The organism is Treponema sp. R8-4-B8 (assembly GCF_054786175.1).
In genome coordinates this window covers 107,303-121,771 of sequence record NZ_BDHE01000488.1, presented here as the reverse complement: position 1 = coordinate 121,771, position 14,469 = coordinate 107,303, and the positions used below count along the sequence as shown (strand labels likewise).

Genomic DNA, 14,469 nt, shown 5'->3' with positions numbered 1-14,469 from the left:
AATACGACGGGATATTTCAAAGGTATTTTTTTTTTAACTTCTTCAATAGTAGTAATAGTTTTGCATGAGAATAATAATAACAATGTTATTGCTATAATAAATTTCTTCATATTATTACTGATACTGAGCCAAACATAGCTCGTAGTACCTCCCCCGTTTAGCCATTAATTCCTCGTGCGTGCCTGTTTCCACGATTTGACCGTCGCTTACGAACATTATCTGCGTGCAGTTGCGTATCGTGGAAAGTCTGTGGGCGATGATAAACGAGGTGCGGCCTTTCATTAGCGTTTGAATTCCCTGTTGTACAAGCTGTTCGGTCCCCGTGTCGATACTGCTTGTCGCTTCGTCAAGAATTAATATTCGCGGGTTGGAGATAAGGGTGCGGGTAAAAGCCAAAAGCTGCCTTTCGCCTGAGGAGATGCCGCTTCCGCGCTCAATGACGCGGGTGTCATAACCGTTAGGCAATTTTTCTATAAATTGGTTGGCGCCAATCAGTTTTGCGGCGGCGCGGATTTCTTCATCGGTCGCGTCCAATTTCCCGTAACGGATGTTGTCGGCTATCGTTCCCGTGAACAAAAAACTGTCCTGAAGCATTATCCCCATCTGGCTTCTTAGCGAATGTAGGGTAACCTTCATTATATCCTGACCGTCGATTAAAACTTGCCCTTCCTCAATATTGTAAAAACGTGAAAGCAGGTTTACGATTGTGGTTTTTCCGGCTCCCGTAGGCCCTACAATGGCAATGCTCTGTCCGGGATGAGCGCTAAAACTGACGTTGTTCAGCACCTTGCGCTCTCCGTCGTAACTGAAATTTACGTTTTTAAACTCAACGTGTCCTCGCATAAAAGGAAATTCCACGGCGTTGGGAATGTCCTGAATTGTTACAGGTTCCGCTATCGTGTCAAAAATTCTGTCAAGGTATGACATCGCGGTTATAAAAGTGTTGTAAATGTTCGCGAGGTTTATTATCGGCTGCCAAAAACGCCACGCGTAGTTTCCCATAACAAGCAACATTCCGAAACTCGCCATCGGGTTCATCCAGTAAACGCCCATTATGTACACGAATGACCAGACAAGCTGGCTTATAGATTCAGTGGAAAACCATACCGTGTTGGAAATATAAATCGCCTTCATCCACACATTGTTGCGCTGATCCGCAAGATCGTTCATTATTTCAAGATTTTTATCCTGCCTGTCAAAGACTTGAGTAACCTTTACCCCGTCTATGGATTCCTGAATATATGCGTTTATATTTGAGTTTTTGTTTGATACGGCCTGCCACGCCCTGCGCTGGGCGGGCTTTATCGTCCAGATAAAAATAGCCAGCAGGGGAAGGCCTATGACCGTAACAGTCGCAAGATGGGGGTCAACTTTATACATAAAAAAGATGATAAAAAAGATGTTTAAAACTTCTATTACAAAGTTGATGATTCCGTTGGAAAGCGCGTCTGACACGCTGTTTACATAGGGGACTACGCGCACAAAAATTTTTCCGTGCGGGCGGGAGTCAAAAAAACTGAAAGACAATTTTTGAAGATGGGCGAACAAGTCCTGCCTTATATCGTGGATAATTCCAGCGCCCGCTTTCGCTACAAGAATGTTCCGCACGGCGCTTAACGCTACGCTTACAATAATCGACGCGGTAAGGTATACGCCCATCATGAGCAGTTGGCGCATGTCCTTGTGCGGGACGGCTTCATCCAGCGCCGTTTTAACAAAAAGCGGACCTACCAAACCGGAGATCGATGCAAGGATGCTGAATATTAACGAAAGCCTTAAATGGCCTTTTGCTTTTAAAAGATAACCTAAAACGCGCTTTACGTTAAACAAACTTACCTTTTCGTCAAGGTATTCGTCCATGTCATAGCGGTTCTTTTCTTTGGAAGTTTTTTGTTCCTGCTGTTTTTTGCTGAAAAAGCTCATTGTGGAGTTCCCTCCAACGCTTCAAGACCCGCGTTATACTGAAGCTGCCATATATGGAAATAAAACCCTTCCATCGCAAGCAGTTCCTCGTGTGTCCCCCTTTCGATGATCCGCCCCTTGTCCATGACAAGAATCAAATCCGCTTTTCTAAACGAAGAAATCCTCTGCGCGATAATTATCTTTGTGCAGGGAAACTCAAGTTTTTCAAGATGTTCTTGAATGTACTGTTCAGTCTCGCTGTCAACCGAGGAAGTGGTGTCGTCTAACACAAGAATCGCGGGCTCTATGGCAAGCGCCCTCGCGAGCGCTATCCTCTGCCTCTGTCCGCCTGAAATCCCAACCCCGCGCTCTCCCACCAGCGTGTCATAGCCGTCGGACATTTCATTAATAAAATTATCAGCGTCCGACTGCACCGCGCGTTTTTTAATGGTTTCATCGTCAAGTTCCGGCCTGCCGTAGGAAATATTGCCCTTTACGGAATCGGAAAACAAAAAAACGTCCTGCATGGCAAGCCCTATCTGCCGTCTCAGCGACGATAGCGTATAACGCCTTACGTCCACGCCGTCCAAAAGAACCGCTCCGTAGTCAGGCTCGTAAAAACGCACAAGGAGGTTTATAAGCGAAGTTTTTCCCGACCCTGTGCTTCCAAGTATCCCTACGGTGGAGCCGGCTTCCGCCGTAAAATTAATACCCTCAAAAATTTTATTTCCGTCAATGGTAAGTTTTACGTCTCTGAATTCGATTTTTCCCTTGGGGCGTTGCGTTAGCTGAATCGCCCCCGACATGTCGCTTATTCCCTTTGGCGCTTCCACCACTTCGCGGATCATCTGCCCAGCGGAAGTCCAGCGTTCAAGGTCGGCAAGAAGGGGGCCTAACATCCACATAGGCATTGAAAGCGCCCACGTAAGCGAGGAAAACGCCATGTATTCGCCCGGTGTCATCCATTCCTTAATTAGAAAAAAACCGCCGACTACAAGCATTATTACCATGAGCAATTGGCTTGCGGTTTCAAGGAACGGCTGGTACTTCGCGGTAATAATGGCGTTCTCGCAGCTTATGTCGCGGAATTCGGCGTTTTGCTTTTCAACTTTTTCCTTCTCGTGTTCTTCGCGGGCGAAGGCTTTAACCACTCGGTTGCCGTCAATGTTTTCCGTAACGAAAGTTCCAAGGTCTGTAAGTTTCTGCCGCAGTAATAAAAAACGCGGCCTGATTTTTTTTACGAACCTGCTGCTTATATATAGAATAAAAGGCGTAATCCCCACAAGGCAAAGGGCGAGTTTCCAGTTTAAATACAGATAAAAAATAAATGTCGCGGCAAAAAGGGCGATGGCTCCTATAAATTGGTATGAAACCCACGCTACAGTATGGCGCAGGCGGTCCAAGTCCTGCGTCATCCTTGTCATTAAATTGCCGGTAGGGAAGCGGTTTAAAAATTTAAAATCCTGCCATTGGACGGTCTGGTACATGTCCCTGCGAAGGCGCGTCATCACGTCTGTGCTTGCGATCTCCATCAGTATTATCTGAAGATAGTTAAGCAAAAGCCGGACAAGCTGGACTATCATCATAATAACAAGAAGCCTTATCAGCGGGCTAGTATCGTGTTTCATGATAACCACGTCTATTATTTTTATGCCTAACATGGGATTGATAACGCGCATCGCCGACGTGACAACCGTAAGAAAAAGCCCGCCCATGAAGACGGCTCTCTTCCCCTTCATGTAATTCCAGACCCATTTAATTTGTTCCATAGTTATCTAGTGTATAGTGGTTAGTAATTAGTGTCCAGTGGAGCGCGAACCGTTAGAAGTTTTTTATTTTTTTGCCAAAGAGCATGTTTTGATAACAGCGAAGGCATCCCGGAAACATTCCGCCCTCACATTCATGCAGGGTTTTTCTGAACAAATTCGCGCGGTCCCCGTTGTATATCTCTTTAATTGACTGTTCCTTAATATTGCCTAAAATGTAGTCGGGATAATCGGCGCAAAAATGCACGTCCCCGTTGTAGTTTACGTTTAACTGGCACCAGGGGACGACGCAGTGATTGCGTACCGGAGTTTCAAGTTCAGCGTAGTATGTGTGAGTTTTTTCAGGGTTTAAAGTGGGAACTGTAAGTACGGGATGGCCGAAATTCTTTTCTTGAATGTCGTGCAGAATTTTGTGCAGTTTTTGCCCGTCTATTCCAAGATTGTAACCCGTGTTGTACGCTTCAAGACAATCAATGTCAGTGTCAAGCTTTTCTTTCATAAAGCGTTTCTGAGTCGCTACAATATTGTCATTTGTGTAAGTGCCTAAATTGTAGATGTGCAAATCAATATTGTATTCCCTGCTCGCTTCGGAAAGGTTAGCGAGATCCATGTAATTTTTATTTGTGACGACCGTTACAATGCTTAACAGGGGATATTTCTTTTTTTGCTTTTGTTTTTCATTGTTGATGGCCTTTAACCCCGCTATTACCTTGTCGTAAGTGCCTTTGCCGCGCAATTCGTCGTTTATGTCACGGAAAGCGTCAAGAGAAACAAAAATCGTGCTCCAACCGTCGCGGACAATTTGTTCGGCGTGCCGTTCCATTAAAGTGCCATTGGTGTTGACGCTTACATACATTCCCTTTTCAATCATATATTTTGCAAGGGGGAAAAGGTCATGGTAGAGGAACGGCTCTCCGCCCCAAATATATGAAACAGGTTTTCTTGGCGCGACTTCGTCAATAAATTTCTTCCATGTTTCAAGCGGAAGGAGCTTTTTATTTTCTTCACCCGCGCATTCGTTCATTACTCCCTTGTCGCCGTATTGTCCGCACATTTTACAGCGAAGGTTACAGGCTCCCGTTACTTTAAAGTAAACGAGAGCCAGATTTTTAAAATGGTCGTACTTATAATTACGATTCAAAAAATACCTTGCTTTGCCTATTTTGAATAAACCGTTGGAAATCTTTGCCGCTAAACTAAGATTCTTAGTAAGCAGCATAGGTATCATTGATGTATTTTGTTTCACGCCTGTCCTGCTGAGCCCAAAACATTCTGATTTTTGTGCGCGTATAGTTTTTTAAGTTCGTCTCGCGCTGGGCCTAAGTATTTACGGGGATCGAACTCATCGGGATGTTCAACAAAAACCTTGCGGATCATAGCCGTCATGGCGAGCCGTCCGTCAGAATCAATGTTGATTTTGCAGACCGCGCTTTTCGCTGCTTCGCGCAACTGTTCTTCGGGGATGCCTACGGAGTCAGTTAATTTTCCGCCGTACTTTTCTATTATATGCACATATTCAATGGGGACTGATGAAGAACCGTGTAAAACGATTGGGAAGCCCGGTATTTGTTTTTCAATTTCTTTAAGGATATCAAAGCGCAACGGGGGAGGGATAAGGATGCCGTTAGCGTCTCTTTTACATTGCTCCGGTTTAAATTTCATGCGCCCATGGCTTGTGCCGATGGAAATCGCCAATGAATCGACCTTTGTCTTGCCGACAAAATCAATCACTTCTGAGGGCTGGGTATAATGGCTTTTTTCGGCTGAAACATTGTCTTCCACTCCGGCGAGAACTCCAAGCTCACCTTCCACCGTAACATAATCTTTTTGGGAATGCGCGTATTCGCAGACCTTTTTTGTAACCGCCACGTTTTCATCATAGGGCAAGTGCGAGCCGTCAATCATCACCGATGAAAAGCCGGTCTCGATACAGTCTTTGCAGATTTCAAAACTGTCGCCGTGGTCAAGGTGAAGAACTATCGGAATGTCATATCCCAGCTCATGGGCGTATTCCACGGCTCCCCGCGCCATGTTTTTCAGGATATTCTGATTGGCGTATTTACGCGCCCCAGCCGACACCTGTAAGATTACAGGCGATTTGGTTTCCACGCACGCCTGGATAATGGCCTGCATTTGTTCCATATTGTTAAAATTGTACGCCGGAAGGGCATACCCGCCAGAAACCGCTTTTTTAAAAAGGTCTTTTGTATTTACAAGACCCAATTCTTTATAACTAGTCATATTTTTCGCTCCTTAGTTGGGTATTATACAGCCTTTTTGTAAGTATGGCAAGGGGAGTTATTCCAAAGATTTTCACACAAAGAGCACAAAGGAAGAGAAGGACACTAAGATGGAAGAGGGGGTTTTTGTCCGTTATCTTGTCGTGAAGCCCGCGCTTAGATTTCGGACAAAAATTCCCTCTTTTCTTACTTTGTGATCTTGGTACCTTTGTGATCTTCGTGTGAGGCCTTTGCGAATAAATTAAAGTTGCGCGATAATTTCCTCAGACAGTCCAGTATACTTATTAATCAGCGATACAGGCATATTATCAGCCTTCATTTTTTGGGCACTTTCGAGTTTTTCTTTGTTACGGCCTTTGGTAAGACCTTGCTTTAGTCCTTTTGCAAGTCCTTTTGCAAGTCCTTTTTTATGACCTTCACGTTTGGCCCATGTCATTTCGCTTTGATAATCTAGTTCAGCCTTTAACTCACCCATCTTGCGTATGTACTCTATTTCGTTCTGCGTAAAGCCTGTCATGGTTTTTACCGCCATCGCTATGCCTTCCTTTCGATTGATTATCTTAATAATTTTACTTCTTTTCTCCTCGTCTGTCAAATATTCAAAAAATACCGCCCACAGTTCCGCGTTTGTCATCTCTTCAATGGGTTTATCGGCTATAGGTTTCGTTTTTACCAGTTCTACAGTTATTATTCTGGTTTTCCCGCCAAGACAGACGCGGGTTTTAAGATCGCTGTATGAAAAATCGTGAATAAGGTTTTTATCCGGAAAAAATTTCCCCTTTGCAAGAATCGCGATTTGATAAGTTTCTTTCAAATCATCATAACTTTTGTCATTTCCGTGAATTTCCTGCCCTGTGAATAATATTGCCGTATAGTACTCAAGGCGTACCATTTCATCAGCATTGGGATTAAATGACATTTCCACATTGACAAGATCGCCTTCCTCTGTTCTGCAGGATACGTCGAAGCGTATGTGTTTTTGCATCAAATTTTTAATAGGCGGTTCGTTGGCTGTGATTGCCTCCACAGCGATAACGCGTCCTATAAGCGTAGAAATCAAGTCCGACAACGCGGCTCTTGACTCTGACGTGTTTCTGGTGAATACGGCTTTGAACACCGGATCATAGCGGATGTCAAAGATTTGCGTCCCATCCTCAAAAGGGAAGGGACCCCACTCGTACTGAGCTGGATTTTGTTTTTTAGTTTTCATAACTAACTCCATAAATAGTTTTTTCCGCCTGACCACTTGAAGTGATCAGGCACCTATATATGGCGCGAGAGTGCCATTTTGCTTGACTGTTTTTAAAAATTTTTCGAAAAAATTTCTCACCAAGAACACTAAGAAAGAGAAGAACACAAAGAGGGAAATGAGCAGTGAGCAGTTAACAGTGAGCAATTTCGTTGTTTGTGGGCGCGGCTTCTTGGCAAAACGCTAAGCTCGCTAACTTCGCTCTTTGATAATTGCTCTTTGCTCTCTGGTCATCTCGACAAGCTCAGTGGCTACTCATTGCTCACTGCTCACTGTTAATTGTTCCCCTATTTATTACAAATATGGTAAAATAATGCTGATATGAGACGGAACCTCAAAACATTGATAATTGCCGCAAGCCTTGCTCTGGCGGCTATTATCGTGTTGGCTATCTATTATACCCGTTCACCCGTATTAATCGTGACGGAGGAGTCATTTATCGAATTATATGGAAGAAAAAGGATTAAAAACGAAGCTTTACTGTCATCGGTTTCTATGTTCCGGAGTGTAAAGACCGTTGAGGTTGCCAATGACGCGGGCGACGATATTGTCCCATTCGCAGTCGCGGAAATTTCTGTTAAGCCGTATTGCGTGCTTTTTCCACTTAGATTTGTACAGTCGGCGCAGCGTTATAAGGAGTTAAACCCCAATATTCCTGTTGTTGTGCTGGAAGGAAGGTATCCTGAGAGTGAAAATCCGGCTGAAAAGACGCTTGGTGAGGATAAAGCTGATTATTTTATCTATAAGACGGATATAAATGACGATTTTTACAATTTAGGGCTTGCAATTAGTGCTTTTAAACATGAGGAGGAACCAAAAAATGATGATTCTGCCCCTGAAATGGAAAAAAAAGAAAAAATCGTAGTTTTTCTTGGTAAGAATTTGTCCCCAATGAAGGATGTTTTACAAAAAGGCTTATTTGACAGGGGAATTCTTACTGAAACTCAATTTTTTAACTCTTTTTCACAATACTCGGAAATACCCGATATATCCTGTGTTATCCTCGCGGGGTTGGGTTTTGAGTATCTGGAAAAGAAAACCGGCGTTCCGGTTATTTCTTTTACATGGATAGACCCTTATTTATTGCCGTCCGACGTGGTCATGGTAATTAACGATTCACCCTGGGCGCAGGCGCGTCAAGCTGTCAGTATGGTCAAAGCAGGGGAGAAAAACGGGCTAATTAAGTCAGAATTCATGGTTTTAAATAGGAAAAAATTTGACAAAGATGTTGTTGCCCTAATAAAAAAAACAAGGTAAAATGTAAAAAACAAGTGGTTAAAGATTTGACAAACATAGTTCAAAATAATATAATTTAAATAGATTAATAAAGGAGCTTAATGATGAAACAAAGAAGCTTGAAATTTATCTGCCTGATTGTATGGGCATGTATAACGGTTTTATCAGTCCATGGTCAGTACAGAGCCGAAAACCTTAACAATTGGGTTTTGGAGTCTTTTAACGGTAATGGTGACTCAATATATAAATGGAAAACGGACGCCAGCCGGTTTATCACCAAAACCGACGATACCACTTATCCGTTAGTCACTTATGTTGACGCGTATCCAAGCCAGGCTTTCAGAGCGGGAAAAGCCGAAGGTTCTCCAAAGAGTTTTGGATTGAACGGACGTTTTGACCGCAGAGGCTATAACTGGATAGATATTTACCCGGTATTAGCTGATGATCCTGATGAAAAGCCTATTGGAATACCGATTCCCGGCAGAATGAAAAGAATGGACATGTGGGTATGGGGATCCAACATGAGGTATTACATGGAAGTTTACTTCAGGGATTACAATGGCGTAGTTCATATCCTCAATTTTGGAAGCACTTATTTCCTCGGCTGGAAAAACATGAGCGTAAATATCCCCACTAACCTTAATCAGACGGTATGGACGGAATCGGAACCTATAAAAAGGTCTAAAGAGATTGGAAAGGATATTATGGATAGACCTCAAATTAAGGACGAGCCCACTTATCCAAGTTTGCATTTTGTAAAGTTCAGGTTGTGGACCCAGCCGGTTGAAAGAGTTGATAATTTTTATATTTATTTTAAACAGCTTAAAATTCTAACGGATATAAATGAAGCTTTGTTTGACGGCAGTGATTTGGCTGATCCGCTTAATGTTCAAAGGCTCTGGGATCAAAAATAAGGAGTATCAAAATGAGGAAATTTTTAGTTATTATTTTAATTCTGTGTATCGGCGGTTTTGCCTTTGCCCAACAACCGCAACAATCCCAACAAAGACAGGAAGTTGGCGCTGCTGAGCCTGAAAGGCTTGGAATTGACGCGGGACAGCAACTGATAAAAGAAGTGTCTGTTGACAGATTCGAGCATGACGGTTTCTGGAGATCCAGAATATCGCATGACGACGGTTTCCCGACAAGCAGGTTGTTTATAGGCGCTCCCGCCGGCAAACAAAAGATTCCAGATGAAGAAGGCATGAATATTCCAGATCAATACGTGCTTGGTACCAGAATAGATTTTCTCCGAAGGGGATTCAGTCAGTTTTATATTTATCCCGCGCGTCCAATTCCAATAGAAGGAATCGCGAAAACCGTTTCCGTGTGGGTTTCGGGACGTAACTTTAATCATGAGCTTTTTTTGTTAATTCAAGATTTCTTTGGCAATGATTATGAATTTAGCTTTGGAAAACTCAATTTTATCGGCTGGCAAAAGTTGACGGTTACCATTCCTCCGGCTCCGGAGAACGAAGGGCAGCCAGGCGTAATTCAAAGAAGCTACCATTATCATGGCAACTATGGCATAAAAATAACAGGCTTTAGAATTAATTGCGACCCGATGGAAGCAAGAGGCAGCTACTATATTTATATGGACGATCTCCGCGCGGTTACCGATCTTTTTACCGAGAATCACCGCGACCCGGACGATATGGTTGACGGCTGGTAAAAACCAAAGAGGCTGCTGATTGTAAATCGGCAGCCTTTTTATTACTCTCATGATTTTAAAAGGAAAAGGAATTGCCCCCGGAATTGCCGTGGGGCATATTTATATCTACGATGAAAAATTTGATATTCCTTGCGAAAGCTTTGTTCCTCAAGGAGAGGAACAGGCGCACCTTGCCCGCTATTATTCAATTAAAAAAGAAGCTATTAACGAGATTGAAAAGCTCAGGCTTTCAGTCTCTAGCGTTGATCCTGTAAAAGCGGAAATTTTTACCGCCCACAAAGAAATAGTAGAAGACCTTATCATTAACGAAGAGATTCCGGCAAGGATACTAAACGAACACTGGGCAGGGGATTGGGCGATTTATCAGGTTTACGAAACCGTCCTTGGCGTTTTGCGAAAAACTTCAGATTCGCTTATCGCCGAACGTGCGGCGGATTTTGACGACATCCGCGCCCTGCTTCTGCGTTTATGGTACGGGCAAAAATCAACCTCTCTTTCCTCTTTAAAAGAGCCCTGCGTCATCGCGGCGCGCGAACTTAAACCTTCCGGCACCGCCGGTTTAAACAGCGGCAATATACTCGCGATTCTTACCGAAACTGGCGGGATAACCTCGCACGCCGCCATTATCGCCAAGAGTTACGGAATCCCCGCCGTTTTAGGCATTGAAGGGCTTTTAAGCGCCGTAAAACAAGGACAGCTCTCCGCGGTTGACGCCGCGCAAGGAACAGTAATTATTGACCCTGAGGAAGAAATTGTAAAAGAGTATCAGGAGAAAAGCGGAGTTTTTAACCGCGATAGAAAAGACGCGGAAACATTTCAAAAGAGGGAAGCGGTTACAGCCTGCGGGACAAGAATTGACATTGACCTTAACATTTCAAACGCCAATGATGACGAACTTGACGCTCAAAGTTACACGGATGGCGTCGGTTTGTTCAGAACTGAATTTCTTTACATGGGGCGCAATACTCTGCCGTCGGAAGAAGAACAGTTTGAAACTTACAAAAAAGTTTTAGAACGTTTCGGCAAAAGACCGGTTATTTTGCGCGTTCTGGATATTGGCGGTGACAAACAAGTACCATATATGGAACAGAATCATGAAGATAATCCTTTCTTGGGAAAACGCGGCATAAGGTTATGTTTCAGTAATCCTGAAATTTTTAAAACCCAGCTAAGGGCGGCTATTCGCGCCTCGCTTTACGGCAATCTTTGGCTTATGCTTCCTATGGTCGGCTCTATTGATGATATAAAAAAAGCAAGAAAAATAATCGCTGAAATAAAAAACGCTTTAAAAAAAGAAAACGTCCAATTTGGCGAATTTAAAATTGGCATTATGATAGAGATTCCAAGTATCGCCCTTATTGCCGGTTTGGCGGCAAAGGAAGTGGATTTCGCCAGCATAGGGTCAAACGATCTTTGCCAGTATTTGTGCGCCGCGGACAGAATGAACGCCGACATGGAGCCTTATTACCAGAGTTATCACCCCAGTGTTTTTAAATTGATAAAAGAGGTCGTTTCGGTTTTTAACAACGCCAAAAAGCCAATCTCCATTTGCGGGGAATTGGGAAGCGATCCGGCTGCCATACCGGTACTTATCGGTCTTGGCTTGCGTAAATTCAGCATGGGAGCCGCGTCTGTAGCTGCAGTAAAAAGGGCTATTGCCTCAGTTACGGTAGAGCAGGCGGAAGAAATGGCGCGGAAAGCGCTGAGTTTTTCTACGGCTTCGAAGATTGAAAAGTTTTTAAGTATAATTCCAAATATTTCTCACGAAGAACACTAAGGAAGAGAAGATCACAAAGAAGAGGGAAGAGGTGGTTGTTGTCTGAAGGCTGTGCGTGGGCTTTACGATAGGATATGTGTGAAAGAAAAGCTAATAATTTTTCGCGTCTCCTATGTTTATGACGATTTCTGATATGTTTTGGTTATTGGTAACAGACAAGTTCACGTCTTTTACTGATATATCAAACAGTAAATAATCAGATGTCGGATTTTTTTGGGAATAGCCTGTTATTTTGAATACAATATCTACTATGGGATTTTTGTTCTCCCCATAAGTTAATGACCAGGGAGTATTAGGTTCCGGGGAAGAGAGACAGGTGATGTTTAATACGCCTTGAACGGGATAAATAGCGTATAACTCTAAATATGGAACCGGATTGCCATCATAGTTAATGTTAATGGTTCCGCTTAAGTTGACGCCTCTGATACTTACTTCTCCGATATTAATGGCGCTTTCATTTATGTCACTTAATAGTATTTTATCAGGAACGGTAATGGTATAAGTATTCAACGAATCACCAGGCAGAACAATGAGTTCAAACGCGGTTTCTGTATTTGGCTTAAACGTTTCATATACCGGAAGCGACCAATTAAGAGCCGCGCTTGCGCCTGTTACCGAACTCATATTTATTTTTTTGTATAAATTCCACCAAGAAGCCGGATATTGAGAAAATGAATAAGCGCGAATTTGTACTTTTGTTCCGGGGGATGGAATATCCGTAAGGGTAATTTTTCCGGTAATTTGGCCTGTCTTTTTACCTTGACCGTTAAGTGATTTTTCACAGTAAAATACGGAGTCTTCGTTAATTGAATCTGAGCCAGAAAAGGGATTTTTCAATTTATTATCTTTGTATACGAATACATTTTGGTTTCCCGTCCATGAATCATAATTGCTTGCGGGGTATGTGATCGATAAAAACCAATCATTCATGGTTAACGCTGGGGACATATCATTAAAAATACCCCCTTGAAATTCATCAACGGTATAGGAGTATGCTCCCGATGTTTCATCGCCGGTTGATAACGGGCACCCCGCCGCAAAGACGGCCATTACGATTATCAGGGCGTTCCAAATGTTTCTTTTTGTAATCATTGAGTAATCTCCTTTGGTTATTAGTGTAAATTAAGTTGGCGTATTCCGCAAGGAATTCACCGCAAGGAATTCTCACTAAGATCACGAAGGGACAAAGTGGACCAGCGGCCCAAGCCGCTTTAAATGGTCATACACAATTTCAGAAAGAATGGTATACGCGATTTATATGCCTGTCAACAGTCCTGGCGACAATTATAAATTTGTAACTATAGATTCAGATACCATTAAAGACGCAAATGGGTACCTTTGGAGAAAGCAATAAACGCGACAGTAACCGACACCATTATCCCACGCATAGCCCTGTCTGTTTGTCAGCTAGGAGTACCACGGAGTTTTGGCACGAAAATCTTCTCTTCCTCCGTGTAACTCCGTGGTTATATTCTTCCTTAAGTTTATGATGTTGTAAAATCTCACAACTGGGCTATAGTCTCCGTAGATAGTCCGGTGTACTTAATAATCTGTGATACAGGCATATTGTCAGCTTTCATCTTTCGGGCGTTTTCGAGTTTTTCTTCCTTACGGCCTTCCTTATGCCCTTTCCGCTCAGCATCCGCCATCCCGCTCCGCCAGTCAAGTTCGCTCTTTATCAGAGTAGTCATCCGCGCGTATTCTATTTCGTCTTTGGTAATGTTTATCAATGTGTCTACAGCCATCGCTATGCCCTCCTCTCGGTTGGTTATATCAATTATTTTAGCCCTTTTCTCAGGATCTGTCAAATATTGGAAAAATACCGCCCACTGTTCCGCGGTTGTCATTTCTTCAACGGGCTTTCCGGCCGCGGGTTCCGTCTTTACCAATTCTATGGTGATTATTTTGGTTCTTCCGCCCAATGAGATACAGTTGTCCAAATCGCAATACGAGAAATTGTGAATGAATTTTTCATCATTATAAAATTTCTCATTCGCCAGAATAGCGATTTGATAGGTTTCCTTCAAATCATCATATTCTTTATCTATCCCGTGAATGTCCTGTCCTACGAACAACTTTGAGACGTAGTACTCAAGCCGCACAGGCTCGCTCGCTATTGGGTTGAACGACATTTCAACGTTAACGAGCTCGCCTTTCTCTGTTTTACAGGCTACGTCGAAACGTAAATACCGCTGTCTCAAATCGTCAATAGGCGGCTCGTTGGCGATGATGGTTTCCACAGCGACAGTACGCCCGATAAGCGCGGAAATCAATTTCGACAACGCGCCTCTTGACGCTGACGTGTCTTTGGTGAATACGGCTTTGAACACCGGGTCATAGCGGATGTCCAAGATACGCTCCCCGTTCCCGAAAGGGAAGGGTCCCCACTCGTACTGAGCAGGATTTTGATTGATTGTTTGCATAAACAACTCCTTGAAATTATTTATGTATATATGGCGTGAGGATGCGTGGCGCTTGACCGAAAATGAAAATTTTTCGAAAAATTTCTCACTAAGAGCACTAAGGAAGAGAAGATCACAAAGGGAAGATAAGAGGTCTTTGTCCGTTATCTTATTGTGAAGCTCAATCTAAGCCTCCGAACAAAAACCCCCTCTTCCCTCTTCCTT

11 protein-coding genes are annotated in these 14,469 nt (G+C 43.2%); 4 read left to right on the top strand and 7 right to left on the bottom strand.

Annotated elements, in window-relative coordinates; all coding sequences use genetic code 11:
• Positions 1–114 precede the first annotated feature (114 nt).
• The 5 genes from ACYVRA_RS15175 to ACYVRA_RS15155 all read right to left on the bottom strand — a co-directional run bounded on the left by ACYVRA_RS15175 (position 115) and on the right by ACYVRA_RS15155 (position 7,118).
• Positions 115–1,923 carry an ABC transporter ATP-binding protein gene (locus ACYVRA_RS15175; RefSeq protein WP_461253574.1) on the bottom strand — a complete coding sequence of 603 codons (1,809 nt, stop codon included), beginning with the start codon at positions 1,921–1,923 and terminating at the stop codon, positions 115–117.
• Complete coding sequence (locus ACYVRA_RS15170) at positions 1,920–3,671, bottom strand: ABC transporter ATP-binding protein (RefSeq protein ID WP_461253573.1); 1,752 nt, start codon at positions 3,669–3,671, stop codon at positions 1,920–1,922. The genes ACYVRA_RS15175 and ACYVRA_RS15170 overlap by 4 nt, the downstream gene beginning before the upstream one ends.
• Before the next feature lie 52 nt (positions 3,672–3,723).
• The gene (locus ACYVRA_RS15165; RefSeq protein ID WP_461253572.1) at positions 3,724–4,914 is read right to left on the bottom strand and encodes a radical SAM protein; all 1,191 of its coding nucleotides are present in this window, start codon (positions 4,912–4,914) and stop codon (positions 3,724–3,726) included.
• Positions 4,911–5,909: a class II fructose-bisphosphate aldolase gene (locus ACYVRA_RS15160; protein ID WP_461253571.1), complete on the bottom strand. Its 999-nt coding sequence runs from the start codon at positions 5,907–5,909 to the stop codon at positions 4,911–4,913. Before ACYVRA_RS15160 ends, ACYVRA_RS15165 begins: the two co-directional genes overlap by 4 nt.
• Positions 5,910–6,149: 240 nt before the next feature.
• The gene (locus ACYVRA_RS15155) at positions 6,150–7,118 is read right to left on the bottom strand and encodes an Rpn family recombination-promoting nuclease/putative transposase (protein ID WP_461253570.1); all 969 of its coding nucleotides are present in this window, start codon (positions 7,116–7,118) and stop codon (positions 6,150–6,152) included.
• 360 nt (positions 7,119–7,478) lie between these two features.
• Between ACYVRA_RS15155 and ACYVRA_RS15150 the strand changes: the two genes are divergently transcribed.
• The 4 genes from ACYVRA_RS15150 (at position 7,479) to ptsP (ending at position 11,842) form a co-directional block, all read left to right on the top strand.
• Positions 7,479–8,414: a hypothetical protein gene (locus tag ACYVRA_RS15150; RefSeq protein ID WP_461253569.1), complete on the top strand. Its 936-nt coding sequence runs from the start codon at positions 7,479–7,481 to the stop codon at positions 8,412–8,414.
• An 80-nt stretch (positions 8,415–8,494) separates the two neighbouring features.
• Positions 8,495–9,307, top strand: a complete 813-nt coding sequence (locus ACYVRA_RS15145) for a flagellar filament outer layer protein FlaA (RefSeq protein ID WP_461253568.1) — start codon at positions 8,495–8,497, stop codon at positions 9,305–9,307.
• 11 nt (positions 9,308–9,318) lie between these two features.
• The gene (locus ACYVRA_RS15140) at positions 9,319–10,065 is read left to right on the top strand and encodes a flagellar filament outer layer protein FlaA (RefSeq protein WP_461253567.1); all 747 of its coding nucleotides are present in this window, start codon (positions 9,319–9,321) and stop codon (positions 10,063–10,065) included.
• 49 nt (positions 10,066–10,114) lie between these two features.
• On the top strand, positions 10,115–11,842 hold the full coding sequence (ptsP, locus tag ACYVRA_RS15135; protein ID WP_461253566.1) for a phosphoenolpyruvate--protein phosphotransferase: 1,728 nt from the start codon (positions 10,115–10,117) through the stop codon (positions 11,840–11,842).
• A 90-nt stretch (positions 11,843–11,932) separates the two neighbouring features.
• Here ptsP and ACYVRA_RS15130 read toward each other — a convergent pair whose 3' ends face one another.
• Positions 11,933–12,934 (bottom strand): hypothetical protein, encoded by a 1,002-nt coding sequence (locus ACYVRA_RS15130; RefSeq protein WP_461253565.1) that lies wholly within the window; start codon positions 12,932–12,934, stop codon positions 11,933–11,935.
• 410 nt (positions 12,935–13,344) lie between these two features.
• Complete coding sequence (locus tag ACYVRA_RS15125) at positions 13,345–14,265, bottom strand: Rpn family recombination-promoting nuclease/putative transposase (protein ID WP_461253564.1); 921 nt, start codon at positions 14,263–14,265, stop codon at positions 13,345–13,347.
• Positions 14,266–14,469 lie beyond the last annotated feature (204 nt).